The 15,308-nt window shown below is 65.1% G+C and carries 15 protein-coding genes; all 15 read right to left on the bottom strand.

What is annotated here, in order from left to right:
* Window positions 1-3: 3 nt before the first annotated feature.
* Window positions 4-813: a CDP-diacylglycerol--serine O-phosphatidyltransferase gene (pssA, locus tag PHR85_RS01940; RefSeq protein ID WP_300049763.1), complete on the bottom strand. Its 810-nt coding sequence runs from the start codon at window positions 811-813 to the stop codon at window positions 4-6.
* A gap of 145 nt (window positions 814-958) precedes the next feature.
* A complete protein-coding gene (ilvC, locus tag PHR85_RS01935; protein WP_300049762.1) occupies window positions 959-1,975 on the bottom strand; it encodes a ketol-acid reductoisomerase in 1,017 nt (338 codons plus the stop codon).
* Window positions 1,976-2,022: 47 nt separating this feature from the next.
* Complete coding sequence (gene ilvN / locus PHR85_RS01930; protein WP_300049759.1) at window positions 2,023-2,514, bottom strand: acetolactate synthase small subunit; 492 nt, start codon at window positions 2,512-2,514, stop codon at window positions 2,023-2,025.
* A 96-nt stretch (window positions 2,515-2,610) separates the two neighbouring features.
* A complete protein-coding gene (locus tag PHR85_RS01925; RefSeq protein WP_300049757.1) occupies window positions 2,611-4,386 on the bottom strand; it encodes an acetolactate synthase 3 catalytic subunit in 1,776 nt (591 codons plus the stop codon).
* 226 nt (window positions 4,387-4,612) lie between these two features.
* On the bottom strand, window positions 4,613-6,166 hold the full coding sequence (locus PHR85_RS01920) for a PAS domain-containing methyl-accepting chemotaxis protein (protein WP_300050062.1): 1,554 nt from the start codon (window positions 6,164-6,166) through the stop codon (window positions 4,613-4,615).
* A 154-nt stretch (window positions 6,167-6,320) separates the two neighbouring features.
* Window positions 6,321-6,695 (bottom strand): response regulator, encoded by a 375-nt coding sequence (locus PHR85_RS01915; RefSeq protein ID WP_300049755.1) that lies wholly within the window; start codon window positions 6,693-6,695, stop codon window positions 6,321-6,323.
* Between the two features lie 19 nt (window positions 6,696-6,714).
* Window positions 6,715-7,905 (bottom strand): methyl-accepting chemotaxis protein, encoded by a 1,191-nt coding sequence (locus PHR85_RS01910; RefSeq protein WP_300049753.1) that lies wholly within the window; start codon window positions 7,903-7,905, stop codon window positions 6,715-6,717.
* A 46-nt stretch (window positions 7,906-7,951) separates the two neighbouring features.
* A complete protein-coding gene (locus PHR85_RS01905) occupies window positions 7,952-8,749 on the bottom strand; it encodes a ParA family protein (RefSeq protein ID WP_300049750.1) in 798 nt (265 codons plus the stop codon).
* Window positions 8,742-9,116 (bottom strand): response regulator, encoded by a 375-nt coding sequence (locus tag PHR85_RS01900; RefSeq protein WP_300049747.1) that lies wholly within the window; start codon window positions 9,114-9,116, stop codon window positions 8,742-8,744. Before PHR85_RS01900 ends, PHR85_RS01905 begins: the two co-directional genes overlap by 8 nt.
* Window positions 9,117-9,131: 15 nt before the next feature.
* Window positions 9,132-9,365: a hypothetical protein gene (locus tag PHR85_RS01895; RefSeq protein ID WP_300049745.1), complete on the bottom strand. Its 234-nt coding sequence runs from the start codon at window positions 9,363-9,365 to the stop codon at window positions 9,132-9,134.
* Window positions 9,365-12,331, bottom strand: coding sequence for a chemotaxis protein CheA (locus PHR85_RS01890; protein ID WP_300049743.1), 2,967 nt, complete (start codon window positions 12,329-12,331; stop codon window positions 9,365-9,367). The genes PHR85_RS01895 and PHR85_RS01890 overlap by 1 nt, the downstream gene beginning before the upstream one ends.
* A complete protein-coding gene (locus PHR85_RS01885; protein WP_300049741.1) occupies window positions 12,328-12,699 on the bottom strand; it encodes a response regulator in 372 nt (123 codons plus the stop codon). The genes PHR85_RS01890 and PHR85_RS01885 overlap by 4 nt, the downstream gene beginning before the upstream one ends.
* A gap of 8 nt (window positions 12,700-12,707) precedes the next feature.
* Window positions 12,708-13,547 (bottom strand): protein-glutamate O-methyltransferase CheR, encoded by an 840-nt coding sequence (locus PHR85_RS01880; protein WP_300049739.1) that lies wholly within the window; start codon window positions 13,545-13,547, stop codon window positions 12,708-12,710.
* A gap of 14 nt (window positions 13,548-13,561) precedes the next feature.
* On the bottom strand, window positions 13,562-14,191 hold the full coding sequence (locus PHR85_RS01875) for a HEAT repeat domain-containing protein (protein ID WP_300049737.1): 630 nt from the start codon (window positions 14,189-14,191) through the stop codon (window positions 13,562-13,564).
* A gap of 19 nt (window positions 14,192-14,210) precedes the next feature.
* The gene (cheB, locus tag PHR85_RS01870; RefSeq protein WP_300049735.1) at window positions 14,211-15,302 is read right to left on the bottom strand and encodes a chemotaxis-specific protein-glutamate methyltransferase CheB; all 1,092 of its coding nucleotides are present in this window, start codon (window positions 15,300-15,302) and stop codon (window positions 14,211-14,213) included.
* Window positions 15,303-15,308: the final 6 nt, after the last annotated feature.

Raw genomic sequence — 15,308 nt, 5'->3', positions numbered from 1 at the left:
GGATCAATCGTGCAGGCCGCGCTCATCGGGCTCGTCGGTCGTGGTGCTGATCACGCTGGTCGGCTGGCCCTTGGCCTTGCGCACCGCGTAGATCACATAGCCCGACAGCGCATAGCCGACGAACAGGCCGAACAGCACGGTCGGCGGATGGATGTTGATCACCGCGATCACCAGCGCCACCAGCACGATGGCGGCGAACGGCACGCTTCGCTTCATCGACAGGTCCTTGAAGCTGTAGAACGGCGCGTTGGTCACCATGGTCAGGCCGGCGTAGAGCGTGATGGCGAACATCGGCCAGGCCAGATCTTCGCCCTGATAGCCGCCCTCGGTCGCCAGCCAGATGAAGCCGGCCACCAGCGCGGCGGCCGCCGGCGACGGCAGGCCCTGGAAAAAGCGCTTGTCCACCACGCTGGTGTTGACGTTGAAGCGCGCCAGCCGCAAGGCCGCGCAGGCGCAGTAGACGAAGGCCGCGATCCAGCCCCAGCGACCCAGGTCGCGCAGGCCCCACTCGTAGGCGATCAGCGCCGGCGCGGCACCAAAGGACACCATGTCGGACAACGAATCCATCTGCTCGCCAAACGCGCTCTGGGTGTGCGTCAGGCGCGCCACCCGCCCGTCCAGGCTGTCGAGCACCATGGCGACGAAGATCGCCGCGGTCGCCAGGTCGTAACGCCCGTTCATCGACATCACGATCGCGTAGAAGCCGCCAAACAGCGCGGCCAGCGTGATCATGTTGGGCAGCATGTAGATGCCCTTGTGGCGCTGTGGCAGCACCGCTTCAGGGGTATTGAGGGGGTCGGCTCCGTCGTGCATGGTGGGCCTCAATCTTCGATGTGACTGACATTCATGGGGGTCGAGTGTAAGCCAGCCGCCATGGCACGGGCGGCGGCCAGAAAAAAACCGCCCGCCGGCGCACCGGGGGCGGTTTTCCTGGCGACCGGCCCGCGGGCCGGCGGGATCAGTTGCGGGTCTGGTCGACCAGCTTGTTCTTGGCGATCCAGGGCATCATGCCGCGCAGCTTCTCGCCGACGATCTCGATCGAGTGCTCGGCGTTCAGGCGACGGCGGGCGGTCATCGACGGGTAGTTGGTCTTGCCTTCGAGGATGAACATCTTGGCGTATTCGCCGGTCTGGATGCGCTTCAGGGCATTGCGCATGGCGGCGCGCGACTGCTCGTTGATGACCTCGGTGCCGGTCACGTACTCGCCGTACTCGGCGTTGTTCGAGATCGAGTAGTTCATGTTGGCGATGCCGCCTTCGTACATGAGGTCGACGATCAGCTTGAGCTCGTGCAGGCACTCGAAGTAGGCCATTTCCGGCGCGTAGCCGGCTTCGGTCAGGGTCTCGAAGCCCATCTTGACCAGCTCGACGGCGCCGCCGCACAGCACGGCCTGCTCGCCGAACAGGTCGGTCTCGGTCTCTTCGCGGAAGTTGGTCTCGATGATGCCACCCTTGCCGCCGCCGTTGGCCATGGCGTAGGACAGGGCCAGGTCACGCGCCTTGCCGGACTTGTCCTGGTAGACGGCGATCAGCGACGGCACGCCGCCGCCCTTGAGGTACTCGGAGCGCACGGTATGGCCCGGGCCCTTGGGGGCGACCATGATCACGTCGAGGTCGGCGCGCGGCACGACCTGGTTGTAATGCACGTTGAAGCCGTGGGCGAAGGCCAGGGTGGCGCCCTGCTTCATGTTCGGGGCGACGTTGTTGTTGTACACCTCGGGGATGTTCTCGTCGGGCAGCAGGATCATGACCAGGTCAGCGGCCTTGACGGCGTCGTTGACTTCCATCACGGTCAGGCCGGCCTTGGCGACCTTGTCCCAGGACGCGCCACCCTTGCGCAGACCGACGACGACCTGGACGCCGCTGTCGTTCAGGTTCTGGGCGTGGGCGTGGCCTTGCGAGCCGTAGCCGATGATGGCCACGGTCTTGCCCTTGATCAGGGACAGGTCACAGTCTTTGTCGTAGAAAACGTTCATGCTTGTTGCTCCGTAAAAAAGTGGGGTAGTTTAAACGCGAGGCGCGCTCAGACGCGCAGGATGCGCTCGCCGCGGCCGATCCCGCTCGGGCCGGTGCGCACGGTCTCCAGGATGGCGCTGCGGTCGATCGCCTGCAGGAAGGCATCGTTCTTGGACTGGTCGCCGGTCAGCTCGATGGTGTAGCTCTTCTCGGTCACGTCGATGATGCGGCCGCGGAAGATGTCGGCCATGCGCTTCATCTCCTCGCGCTCCTTGCCGACCGCGCGCACCTTGACCAGCATCAGCTCGCGCTCGGTGTAGCCGCCTTCGGTCAGGTCGACCACCTTGACCACCTCGATCAGGCGATTCAGGTGCTTGGTGATCTGCTCGATCACCTCGGGCGAGCCGGTGGTCTGGATCGTCATGCGCGACAGCGAGGGGTCCTCGGTCGGCGCCACGGTCAGCGACTCGATGTTGTAGGCGCGGGCGGAGAACAGACCGACCACGCGCGACAGCGCGCCGGCCTCGTTCTCGATCAGAACGGCGATGATGTGTTTCATTTCAGCGATTCCTCTTCTCGCCGCCCTCCCCCGACGCCGGTAAGCGGCGGGCTCGGCGGGCAATAGATTCTTCTGGAGGCTAGGGGTTGATGAGGCTTACAGATCTTCCGAACCCAGCAGCATCTCGGTGATGCCCTTGCCGGCTTCGACCATCGGCCAGACGTTCTCGGTCGGGTCGGTGCGGAAGTCCAGGAAGACGGTGCGGTTCTTGATGGCGCGGGCCTCGCGCAGCGCGGGCTCGACATCCTCGGGGCGCTCGATCAGCAGGCCGACATGGCCATAGGCCTCGGCCAGCTTGACGAAGTCGGGCAGCGCGTCCATGTAGCTGTGGCTGTAGCGGCCCTGGTAGACCAGCTCCTGCCACTGGCGCACCATGCCGAGGTAGCGGTTGTTGAGCGCCACGATCTTGACCGGGGTGTCGTACTGCTTGCAGGTCGACAGCTCCTGGATGTTCATCTGGATCGAGCCCTCGCCGGTGATGCACCAGCAGTCGGCCTGCGGCTTGGCCAGCTTGATGCCCATCGCGTACGGCAGGCCCACGCCCATGGTGCCCAGGCCGCCCGAGTTGATCCAGCGCCGCGGTTCGTTGAACTTGTAGAACTGGGCCGCGAACATCTGGTGCTGGCCGACGTCGGACGTGATGTAGCAGTCATCATCCTTGGTCATGTTCCAGAGCGTCTCGACCACGGCCTGCGGCTTGATGACCTCGGTGTTGCCACGGTCATAGGCCAGGCAGTCCTTGGCGCGCCAGCCTTCGATCTGGTTCCACCAGGCCGACATGGCCGACGCATCGGGCTGGGTCGGCGACTCCTGGATCATGTGGATCAGCTCGGCCAGCACGTCCTTGACGTCGCCCACGATCGGCACGTCGACCTTGACGCGCTTGGCGATGCTCGACGGATCGATGTCGATGTGGATGATCTTGCGCTCGACCGAGGCGAAATGCTTGGGGTTGCCGATCACGCGGTCATCGAAGCGCGCGCCGACCGCCAGCAGCACGTCGCAGTTCTGCATCGCGTAGTTGGCCTCGACCGTGCCGTGCATGCCCAGCATGCCCAGGAACTTGCGGTCGGTCTGCGGATAGGCGCCCAGGCCCATCAGGGTGTGCGTGACCGGGAAGCCGGTCAGGTCGACCAGCTGGCGCAGCTCCTGCACCGCGTTGCCCAGCAGCACGCCGCCGCCGGTGTAGATGTAGGGCCGCTTGGCCGACATCAGCAGCTGCAGCGCCTTGCGGATCTGGCCGCCATGGCCCTTGCGCACCGGGTTGTAGCTGCGCATCGCCACCGTCTCGGGGTAGCCGTGGTAAGGCGCCTTGATGAAGGAGACATCCTTCGGAATGTCGACCACCACCGGACCGGGACGGCCGGTGCGGGCGATGTGGAAGGCCTTCTTCATGGTCTCGGCCATGTCGCGCGCATCCTTGACCAGGAAGTTGTGCTTGACGATGGGCCGGGTGATGCCGACGGTGTCGCATTCCTGGAAGGCGTCGGAGCCGATTGCGGCCGTGCCGACCTGGCCCGAGATGATCACCATCGGGATGCTGTCGGAGTAGGCGGTGGCGATGCCGGTCACGGCGTTGGTCAGGCCCGGACCCGAGGTCACGAGCGCAACGCCTACTTCTCCGGTGGCGCGCGCGAAGCCGTCGGCGGCGTGAACGGCCGCCTGTTCGTGACGCACCAGCACATGCTGGATGCTGTCTTGCTTGTAGAGCGCGTCGTAGATGTAGAGCACGGCGCCGCCGGGGTAGCCCCAGATATGCTTGACACCTTCGGCCTGCAGGGCGCGCACCATGATCTCGGCGCCCATCAATTCTTCGGGGTGTTGGCCGGATGCGGCCGCTGCGGAGGCGAGTTCTGCCTTGTTGATTTCCATGATGAACCTTTCGGGTATTTCTCTAACGAAAAACCTGGGGTGCCCCTCGGACCGACCCTCGTGAGGCGGCCTCGGGACTTGAGGCCAAGGACATGGCGTCGATCTGACGCGCGACCTTGACCCGTTTGCCTTGGGTGTAATTCAGTCTGACATTATGGCATCCCGGCGAAACCCGGATTTCGCATCGACGGAAATAATGCCCGCAGTGGCAACAATTCCAGCCGTTTCAGGCCCGCGCGACCGACAGATCGCCTTGCGCGAAGACATTGATCGCGTCGCCGAGCCGATCGGCGCGCTGCCGCAGATTTTCGGCGATCGCCGCCGATTGCTCGACCATGGCGGCGTTCTGCTGCGTCACGCGATCGAGCTGCGCGATGGCGTCGGCGACCTGGCTGATGCCCGAGGATTGCTCCACGCTGGCCATGCCGATCTCGCTGACCAGCTGGGCCACGCCGTGGACCTGACGCACCATGTCGTCCATGGTGGACTGGGCGCCCCGGGCCATGCCGGCGCCGGAGTTCATGCCCGCGACGCTGGCGCCAATCAGCTGCTTGATTTCGCGCGCCGCCGACGCCGAGCGCTGTGCCAGCGCCCTGACCTCCGCCGCCACGACGGCGAAGCCACGGCCCTGCTCGCCGGCACGCGCGGCCTCGACGGCGGCGTTGAGCGCCAGGATGTTGGTCTGAAAGGCGATGCCGTCGATCACGCCGACGATGTCGCTGATCTGGCGACTGCTCGCGCTGAGCTGCTCCATCGTCGTCGCCACCTGGCCCACCACCATCCCGCCCTGGCTGGCCACGGTGCTGGCATCCGCCGCGAGCTTGGACGATACCTGCGCGCTGTCGGCATTCTTCTGGACGGTGGCCTGCAACTGCTCCATGGAGGCGGCCGTCTGCTCCACGTTGGCGGCCTGCTCCTCGGTGCGCTGATTCAACTCAAGGCTGCCTTGCACGACCTCGCCCGCGGCCTGGCGCAGCCCGGCGAGTTGATACTCGACATCATCCACCAGCGAGCGCACATTGTGTCCGGCCTGGTTGATCGCGCGCAGGATCATGCCGATCTCGTCGATGCGGCCGATGTTCGCATCGCTCTCGGGATGGCCCGCCGCCACCTTGAGCGCCTGGCGCAGCACGACTTGCAGCGGATGCGCGATCTGGCGCTCAAGCCAGGCCGCGCTCAGCAGCGACAGCAGGGCGGACGCCGCCGCCGCCACCAGCCAGGACGGCTGCGCAACACCAGCCGCCAGGCAGCTCAGCTGCAACCCTGCCCAGGCCGACAGGCTGGCCAGGCGGATGCGCGAACGCACCGTCAGGTTGCGCAGCCTGTCCGGCCAGCCCAGCAGCCAGCCACGTTGCTGGATGCGCCCCTTGTGGAAAGCCAGGCCATGGGTCTGTCCAGCGACAAAGGACGGATAGGTGCGCTTGGCAGCGTCGATGAAACCGATTCCCGTCTTGTTGCGTACCGACACATAGCCGTACAACTGGCCATTGCGGTAGATGGGCGTCATGTTGACGCGCGCCCAGTAGTGGTCGCCATTCTTGCAGCGGTTCTTGATCACGCCGCTCCAGACTTCACCCTGGCGCACGGTCGCCCACAGGTCGGCAAAGAGCTGCTCCGGCATGTCGGGAGTACGCAGGAAGCTGATCGGCTGGCCCAGCAGCTCCTCGCGTGTGTAACCGCTGTAGCGAATCAGAGATTCGTTGACGTAGGTGATCCGGCCCTGGAGGTCCGTGATCGACATGATGGTAACGCCATCGGGCAGTACCAGTTCTCTTGGCATAGCCGCCTGCGAATGATTCATCGGTGGTGTTCCAATTTTTATTCTGACTTCACGGGCGGTCTCCGCGCCCAAGCCGAATCGCTATCGAACCGATTCGATTACACACCAGTCATGCATGCACAGGCGCCCATGACCTCGACGGCGCGAACACCATTCAGCGTTTGATCGCCTTGTCGACGGCGATCTTGAGATCGGAGCGGGAGAAGGGCTTGGTCAACTCGAAGGTCGAGCCCGCGAAGTTGGCCGATTCGAGCGCGAACTCCGGCGTCAGCACGCGGCGCCCGGCCGAGATGGCGATCACCGGCAGGTCCGGGCGGATCTTGAGCATGCCGTGGATCAGGCCGGAGCCGTCCAGGCCCGGCATCAGCACATCGGTCACGACGACGTCGAAACCGGGATTGGCGGAAAAGACCTTGAGCGCCGCGATGCCATCGTCCACGTCGATGACCTTGTGCCCCTCCAGCTCCAGGAAGCGCCGGTACGTCATGCGCTGAATCGCGTCATCCTCTACCAACAAGATCTTGGCCATATGAATTTCCCCTTATCAATCAAAACAACTCTATGCGCGCCAAGGAATCGCCCGTCTCCTTGTCCACCAGATCGCCGGAACCGCCGTGATTGGCTTCGCCGTCCACATACTCGCGCACCAGCGCCTGCACGCGCTCGGCGGCCTGGGCGCGATTCGCCATGTCCGCCCGCCCCAGACTGCCGAGCCAGTCCGCCAGACATTCGCCGCGCTTGAGCAGGCCCATTTGCGCGCGCTCGATGATCTGCTTGTAGACATCCTGGTGCTGGCCCAGATCCAGCAGCAGCTGGATATTATCATTCAGCTTGATATTATTTTCCGTAATAGATTTCATCAATATCTGATAAAAATCGCGCATGTCTATGTAGCCGTCGCTCAATTGCTGCGTCAGTGCCAGCAGATTCTGCGATTCCGCCCGCTCCGCCTGCATGCGCTGGTCGTGGTCCCTGCCCACGCCCTCCTGCACGGTCTGGATCAGGCGGCCGATGTTCTGCTCGATGCGGGCCGCCGATTCGTTGGATTGCAGGGACAGACGACGCACCTCGCCGGCCAGCACGGCGAACCCCCGCCCCGCCTCGCCGGCACGCACGGCCTCGATCGTCGAGTTGATCGCCAGGATCTCGGTCTGGCGGGCAATCGAGCGGATCACATGCGTCATCTCGGCGAACTGCTCCACTTCGGTGAGCAGGCGCTGCGAATGCCGGCGCTCCTCGTTGACGCGTTGCTCGAGCTGACGGATGAACTTGTAGATGTAGTCGATGATCTCGGTGTTCTTGTGGATCACCACCTGCATCTGGTCACTTTGCAGGCCGGACTGCTCCAGGTACTGGATCAGTCGGGCCGACTGCTTGCGCAGCCCGTCGACGCGACTGACCATGCCCGTGATGGACTCGGCCGACATGGACGAGATCTTGCCCAGGCTGAGGGCGATCTGCGCATCCATCGCATCGAAATCGGCCAGCACCTGACGCTCGACCTCGGACGACGCGGGACTGGCAGCGCCCGCGCTGGCGGGCTGGGCTGGCGGGGCGGCGCGCCAGAACAGCCAGCCCGAGCCCGCGCCCGCCAGCAAGGCCCAGATACCGACCGGCATGCCCCAGTCCAGAACAGCCAGCAGCCAGACGATCAGACTGACTGACAGGCCCAGCAGGCTGGCTTGCGCCCACGGTGCCCGCAGGGCGGACTTGGCATACGGAATCAGTGACTTCAGCATCGTAATCGGATTTTTTCCCGGTAAGGACCCAGCTAGGAGAGGGTTTTCAAGAGGCCAGCAGAGCGGCAACCTCGCGCGCCGCCTGGGCGTAGTCCTCGGCACCGCGGCTCTTGGGTGCGTGGTAGCGCACCGGCATGCGGTGGGCAAAGGCCTCGACCAGCTTGATGTCGCCGCGCACGCCCGACAGCATGCGTTGGGCGCCGAACTGATGGGACACGCCCTCGGCCACGCCACGGTGGTGGCCGATGCGGCGGTCGACCATCAGGGGCAGAAAGCCCAGCAGGCGCAAATCGGGATTGGCGCCGGCCGACACCTTGAACAGCACGCGCGCCAGGCTCTTGATGCCCTCGTTCGAGAGCGCATGGGGCACGAAGGGCACCAGCACGCGCCGCGCCGCCACCAGCGCGTTCATCAGCAACATGTCGAGCGAGGGCGGCGTGTCGATCAGGATCAGGTCATAGGCTTGCAGCAGACCCTCCTCCCTGAGCGCGCGCGCCAGGCGGGTCTGCTCGGCATGGCCCGCGCCGTGATCGAACAGCGGATCGGCTGGCACCAGGTCGAGTCCGGGCCACTGGGTCTGGCGTATCACCGGCCGCAGGCGCAGCGTATCGTCGAGCAGCAGGTCATGCACCGTGGCCTCGCCGCGCCTGACGCTGACGTCGAGGCCGACCGCGCAGTGGCTTTGCGTATCCAGATCGATCAGCAACACGCGCTGGCCGGTCGCGGCGAATTCCGCCGCCAGGTTGACCGAGGTGGTCGTCTTGCCGGTGCCGCCCTTGCGGTTGGTGATGACCAGGATTTCGGCCTCGCGCACGATCCCGGTCACGATCGGCGCATCAGGCACCCGGCACCACCTGCTTGATGACCTTGACCAGATCGACACCTGTCACCGGCTTGACCAGCCAGCCCGAGGCGCCCAGTTGCTTGGCCTCCTCGCGCATCGCCTTCTGGCTTTCGGTCGTCAGCGCCAGGATCGGCGTGAAGCGCAGCGACGGCAGCGCACGGGCGTTCCGGATCAACTCCAGACCGCCCATGTTGGGCATGTTGATGTCGGTGATGATCAAGTCGGGCTTGAAGCCGGTCTTGAGCTTGTTGAGCGCCTGCAAGCCATCGGAGGCGGTCTCCACCACGAAGCCGTGGAGCTGCAGGTTGGATCTCACGCTCATGAGCATGGTGGCGGAGTCGTCAACGATGAAGATAGTCTTAGCCAATTTCAATTCTCTCTGTCAATGGAGTGCCGAACGCAGCCAGGTCGCCAGTCGCGGCTCCTGGGGCCAGGTCTTGACGACCATCCGGGTCGCCATCAGCACCTGCAGACAGGCTGCATGCAGGTGGGTGCAGGCTTTCAGATCCAGCTTGGCCGTCGGGTGTTTCTGCAGCAGCGCCAGCAGTTCCTCCGCCTCTTCGACGGCGACGGTGTCGGTCAGTTCTATGGTCTTGTTTTGGTAGCGCATGCTCATCAGAACAGCTCCTTGTGGTCGAGCACCATCAACACCGAGCCGTCGCCCAGCAAGGCCGAGCCGGCATAACCGCGCAGATCACCGAGCACGCCCGGCAGGGGCTTGAGGATGATATCCGTGGTTTCACGGAAGGCATCGACCAGCAGGCCGACCTGCTCCTGCCCCAGGCGCAGCACCAGCAGGGCCAGCTCGTCCTGGTCGTTGGCCAGCTGCTCGGTGTCGAGCGCCAGCAAGGTGTTGAGCGAGAACAGCGGAATCACCTTCTCGCGCAGCACCGTGGTGGCGTGCTGCTTGAAATACCTGATGCGCGAGCGCGGCAAGCGCACCGTTTCGACCACGGCATCCATGGGGAAGCCAAAGATCTGGCGGGCCGACTCGATGATCATCACGTTCGTGATGGCCATCGAGAGCGGCAGCGACAGCCGCAGACTGGTGCCCTGCCCGAGCACGCTGCTGAGCCGGACCGTGCCGCCCACCTTGTCGATGGCGCTGCGCACCACATCCATGCCGACCCCCCGGCCCGAGAGGTCGGTGACGGCGTCCACGGTCGAGAAGCCCGGCAGGAAGACGAGGTTGACCGCCTCCTGATCGGTGAGCTGCTCCATGCGCTCCTCGTCGATCAGGCCCTTCTCGTAGGCCTTGGTCTTGACCGTCAGCGGATCGATGCCCTTGCCGTCATCGACGATCTCGATCGTGACATGGTCGGCCGCCTGGCGCGCCGTGATCTGCAGGCGGCCTTTCTCGGGCTTGCCGCTGGCGCGACGCACCGCTGGCAGTTCCAGCCCATGGTCCAGACTGTTGCGCACGATGTGGATCAGCGGATCGGCCAGCGCCTCGATCACGTTCTTGTCGGCCTCGGTCTCCTCGCCCTCGAGCACGAGCGCGACTTCCTTGCCAAGCTTGTTCGAGAGGTCGCGCACCAGGCGCGGGAAGCGCTGGAACACGAAGGACACCGGCATCATGCGCACCTGCATGATGGCGTCCTGCATTTCCTCGGCGATGCGGTTGATCACGCCGTACTGTCCCTTGATCTCGCGCGCGAGCTCGCGCACGCCGTACTGGTTCTCGGCGCGCGTGGCCAGGTAGGGCAGCGCGTTCTTGGCCACCACCATCTCGCCGATCAGGTTCATCAGGCGATCGATCTTGACCTGATCGACCCGCAGCGTCTTGGCCGCGCTGTGCTCCTCGCTGCGACGCGCGCCACGCGGCGCCGTGTCGAGGGCGACCGGCTCGGCCAGCTTGACCGCCTCGGTAGGCTCTGTGGCTGCGGGCGTGACATCGACCGCCGCTGTCACGACAGGCGCAGGCTCGAAGAGCGCCGCAGCGGATGCGGCCGACGGACCCGTGGACTCGGACTCGGCTGGCGCAGGCACGTTCGGCACCGGTGCTGGAACTTGCATGGCCGCTTGTGTGGCGGCTTCGGCGGCAGCCTGTGCCGGCAACAGGAAGCGCTCGCTGAAGTCCGCCAGCCAGGCCTGCATCGGCGCCGGACTCTGCTGTGCACAAGCCTGCTCGAGCGCGGCCTGGAGCGTGGACAGCCGCTCGGGCAGGCCCAGGGTCCTGGCACAACCCGACAGGGTCGACATGACGGCGCGCATGCGTCCGATGAAGCGGACATCGACCGGCAGCGTCAGGACCTGGCCCTGGGCTTGCAGCAGGGAGCCCAGCGCCTTGAGGCGCACCTCGCCGAGCACCGGCACGGCTGCGGGCGCGACCGGTGCTACCGGCGCGACTGGCTCAGCCTGGGCGGGTTCGGCCAGGGCCGGGACCGGCTCGCAGGCGGATGGGGCAGCGGCCTGGACCAGCTCAACTGCAGGCTCGGCGGGCTCAACAGCAGGCTCGACCGGCAAGACCGCCACGGCGGCCGGCGGGGCCGCGTCAAGGTATTGCAGCCAATCGGGCGCGTTCAGCGTCTGCACGCACTGGATCAGCGCGCGCAAGGCCTGCGACTGCTGCGGCACGACCTCCAGCAGGCGCAGCAGCCAGCGCAGCGCCGACGACAGCCACAGCGTCGGCGAGGAGAATTCGAGCAGGCTCCTGGCGGCACGCCGCAGGCCGGCCAGATCGCCACGATCGAGCAAGGCCAGCGCCTCGACCACGAAATCCTCGTAGACGGGGCCGCCGTTCTCGTCACCCGAGGGCAGCACCATCAGCAGGGCCGGCAGCGGCAGCAGCCTGACCTGCTCGGGGACGTAGCGGAAATGCTCGTCGAGCTCGGCCCGGCTGGCCTGGCTGATACCGCCAAACCGCAGCTCGCAGCGGTAGGCGTCGAGCTCGGCCAGCGCCGGCCAGGGCGAGCGGACATGGACGCCAGCCACCGAGAAACCGGGGGTCTGCAGCGCCAGGAAGAACGGGTCCTCGCCCTTGAAGAAGCATTCCGGCTCGGGCTCGTACTGCACCCAGGTCAGCTCGCCGCCAGCCTGTGCGGCCGCGAACAGCTCCATGCGCAGGCTTTCGGACACCGTCAACAGCTGCGCCTGCAGCGCCGGCACGATGGCCCTCAGGAAGGCCAGCGGCGACGCCTCGGCGGCCTCGACCGCGACAGTCGCGGCGACCGCGCTCTCGGCCACCGCCTGCGCCTCGGCGGGCAGCATGGCGCGCAGCGAGGCCGCCAGGGTGACGGCTTCGTGATCGCGGCTGGCATCGATGCGCTCGTTGCGTTCGACCTCATCGAGCAGCTGCGCGACGAAATCCATCGAATCGAGCAGGACATCGGTGAGCTGGAGGCTGAACGGCAACTGGCCATGACGGACCACATCCATCAGGTCCTCGGCCGCATGCAGCACCCGGGTCATGGCCGGGAACTCGAACAAGCCACTGTTGCCCTTGAGCGTATGCACCTGACGGAACAGCTCCGTCATCCGGTCCACATCGTCCGGTGCCTCCTCCAGAGCCATCAGGCTGACGCTGATGGCCTGCAGGAACTCGCGGGCCTCGGCGATGAATTGTTCGAGCAACGCGTTCACGAGACGTCTTCCCCCAGGCACAGGCGAATATGCTCAAGGAATTCGACCGGCTTGATCGGCTTGGTCATGTACATGTTGGCGCCGGCCTCGAACGCCAGCAACATGTCGCCATTGGCCGCCTCGGTCGACACCATCAGCGCCGGTGCCTGCTCGATGTCCTGCAGGCGCAGTTCGCGCAGGAAGCTGTAGCCATCCATCTTGGGCATGTTGACGTCGACCACGAACAGGTCGTAGTGCTGGGTCAGGGCCTTCTCGAGCGCTTCGATGCCGTTGATGGCTTCGCTGACCTGGTAGCCCGCCGACTCCAGGATCTGCCGGTGGAACATGCGAACGGTGGCTGCATCGTCGACAATGAGGATATGCTTCATCGGGTATCCTAGGGTTTTTGGTAGACCAGCGCTTCGGCAAACTTGCGCACCCGAAACAGGGAAGAGATACGGCTCATCGACTCGGAATGACCCAGGCAGATGAAGCCCTCCGGCTTGAGCGCGTCGAAAAACACCTCGGCGGCCTTGCGGCGCGAGATGTCATCGAAATAGATCAGCAGGTTGCGGCAGAACACCACATCGAAATTGCGGTAGAAGCGCGTGTCCGCCATGTCGCTGAGGTTCACGCGCGTGAACTCGACGGTCGAGCGCAAGTCATCCTCCATCTGGTACTCGTCGCCAACCGCCTGGAAGTATTTCTGCAGCAAGGCCTTGGGCAGGTGCTGGACCGAACGGCTGCCGTAGCGGCCGATGCGGGCCTTGTTCAGGATATTGGTGTCGATGTCGGACGAGATGATCTCGACATCCCACTGCGAGATGCCGAGCCAGTATTCGAGCAGGTACATCGCGATCGAATACGGCTCCTCCCCCGAGGAGGACGGAATCGACCAGATCCGGATCGTCGAATTGTCCCCCATCGCCCGTTTCCTGGCGACGATTTCGGGCAGGATGGAGTTGACCAGGCACTGGAGCTGGTATTCCTCGCGAAAGAAATAGGTCTCGTTGACCGTCATCGAGTTGGTCAGGGTCTGCAACTCCTGGCCCGACACCTCGAAGCGCAGCAGACTGAAGTAGCTGCGAAAACTGGTCGAGCTGGTTGCCTGACAACGCTCGACCAGGCGCTTGTCGACGAAATAACGCTTGGATTCATCGAAATGAATCCCGGTCTTGCGGTAGAAGAATTCCCGGAACTTCAGGAACTCTTCACCGCTGATACTGATGTCGGCCATTGGGATAAGCCATTTCAGGCTTCGTTGATTCGTTTGAGCGCGACATCGGCAGCAAACTGGATATACGGTTCGCTGGAAAAACGCTGCTTGAGTTCCTGCAGCGCGGGAATGGCCTCCTTGACGCCCACCTCGCCCAGCAAGTCGACCGCTGTGGCGCAGACGTTGACATGGGGATCGGCCCGGATCACCTCGATCAGCCACTGCTCGACCAGCGGATGGCGCAGCGACTCCAGCACGTTGACGGTGAAGATCCGCACATCGGGATCGGGGTCGTGCAGCAGGGTCGACAGCAGCGGCTCGATCTCGCGCGGCAACTGCTTGAGCGCATCGATGGCCTCGTTGCGCAGACCGGCGTCCTCGCTCTTGAGGCAGGACACCAGGCCGGCGACGGCCGTCTCGTCGCCAAGACGGATCAGGCTGGAGAAGATCACCTCGCGCACGCTCAGGTCGGCCTCGCGCTCGACCTGCGCCACCAGCACCGGGCTGGCTTGCGAATAGGCCGCCAGATCCTGCACCGCCCAGCGACGCTGGGCCGGGTCTGCCTGCTGGAGCAGTTCCAGCAGGCCCTCGAAGTCACGCTGGGCGGCGCCTACTTCCTGCTCCTGCGCAGGCGGCGCCAGGTCGGTTTTCTTGATCAGTGCCATGGATGACTCGGGTTGAATATCAGGACTCGGCCCATGCGATGAGCTGAGTGGCAATTTGGTCCGCCGGCAACACCAGGGAGGCACCACCGCGGCGTATCAGCTCGGCCGGCATGCCGAACACGATGGCCGAATCCTCCGACTCGGCAATCGTGCGCGCACCCTGCTTCTTGAGCTCGGCGTAGGTCTCGGCGCCGTCATAGCCCATGCCGGTCAGCATGACGCCAACGACCTGGCGCGGGTCGCAATGCTCCAGCACGGAGCGCGCCAGCAGCTCGACCGAGGGATGCCAGAGGTGATCCGGACTCTCGGGCTTGGGCACGAGCGTCAGCTGGCCGGCGCGAGGCGCGACGACCATGTCGGCCGCGCCCTTGGCGATGTAGACCCGGCCTGGCGTCATCGGCGTGGGCGCCGTCACCTCGATCACTTCGAGCTGGCAGAGCTTGTTCATGCGCTCGGCGAACGGCTTGGTGAAGCTGCCCGGCATATGCTGGGCCACCAGCACCGGCCAGGGATAGTCGGCCGGCAACAAGGGCAGGATTTCCTCCAGCGTGCTGGGGCCGCCGGTCGAGACGCCGATGATGACCAGGCCCTCCTCGGCTGGCATGCCGCGCCGACGCGGCGCGCTGGTCGCCTTGGACTTGGCCAGCAGCAGGGCGCGGTCGGTGCGCAGCTTTTGCGCCAGCCCGACCACCTTGGACTGGCGCGACGGATCGCGCAGCCTGGCCCTGGCCGCGGCGCGGACCTTGCGCACCAGCTCCTCCTTGACCTCCTCGACCGAGAGCGAGATCGAGCCACCCGGCTTGCAGACATAATCGACCGCGCCCAGATTGAGCGCCTCGAAGGTCACCAGCGCGCCCTCGTTGGTCAGCGACGACACCATGACGACCGGCACCGGCCGCTCCACCATCAGCAGCGACAGCGCGGTCAGGCCATCCATCTCGGGCATGTTGATGTCAAGCGTGACGACATCGGGCTGGAAGTCGTGGTTTTCCGCCACCGCCTCCTTGCCGTTGCGCGCGAGCCGGATCTCGAAGTCCTTCTCGGCGCTGAACAGGCTCACCAACAGCCGGCGCATCAGCGCCGAATCATCGACGATCAGCAGCTTGATCATGTCGCG

It is taken from the genome of Malikia sp. (assembly GCF_028687635.1).
Taxonomy (GTDB): domain Bacteria; phylum Pseudomonadota; class Gammaproteobacteria; order Burkholderiales; family Burkholderiaceae_C; genus Malikia.
This window is presented reverse-complemented; position numbering and strand designations above follow the sequence as displayed.

What these genes read in the sequence shown, in the direction of transcription:
- pssA (WP_300049763.1), bottom strand. Translation starts at nt 813, where the DNA reads ATGCACGACGGAGCCGACCCCCTCAATACCCCTGAAGCGGTGCTGCCA.
- ilvC (WP_300049762.1), bottom strand. Translation starts at nt 1,975, where the DNA reads ATGAACGTTTTCTACGACAAAGACTGTGACCTGTCCCTGATCAAGGGC.
- ilvN (WP_300049759.1), bottom strand. Translation starts at nt 2,514, where the DNA reads ATGAAACACATCATCGCCGTTCTGATCGAGAACGAGGCCGGCGCGCTG.
- PHR85_RS01925 (WP_300049757.1), bottom strand. Translation starts at nt 4,386, where the DNA reads ATGGAAATCAACAAGGCAGAACTCGCCTCCGCAGCGGCCGCATCCGGC.
- PHR85_RS01920 (WP_300050062.1), bottom strand. Translation starts at nt 6,166, where the DNA reads ATGCCAAGAGAACTGGTACTGCCCGATGGCGTTACCATCATGTCGATC.
- PHR85_RS01915 (WP_300049755.1), bottom strand. Translation starts at nt 6,695, where the DNA reads ATGGCCAAGATCTTGTTGGTAGAGGATGACGCGATTCAGCGCATGACG.
- PHR85_RS01910 (WP_300049753.1), bottom strand. Translation starts at nt 7,905, where the DNA reads ATGCTGAAGTCACTGATTCCGTATGCCAAGTCCGCCCTGCGGGCACCG.
- PHR85_RS01895 (WP_300049745.1), bottom strand. Translation starts at nt 9,365, where the DNA reads ATGAGCATGCGCTACCAAAACAAGACCATAGAACTGACCGACACCGTC.
- PHR85_RS01885 (WP_300049741.1), bottom strand. Translation starts at nt 12,699, where the DNA reads ATGAAGCATATCCTCATTGTCGACGATGCAGCCACCGTTCGCATGTTC.
- PHR85_RS01880 (WP_300049739.1), bottom strand. Translation starts at nt 13,547, where the DNA reads ATGGCCGACATCAGTATCAGCGGTGAAGAGTTCCTGAAGTTCCGGGAA.
- PHR85_RS01875 (WP_300049737.1), bottom strand. Translation starts at nt 14,191, where the DNA reads ATGGCACTGATCAAGAAAACCGACCTGGCGCCGCCTGCGCAGGAGCAG.
- cheB (WP_300049735.1), bottom strand. Translation starts at nt 15,302, where the DNA reads ATGATCAAGCTGCTGATCGTCGATGATTCGGCGCTGATGCGCCGGCTG.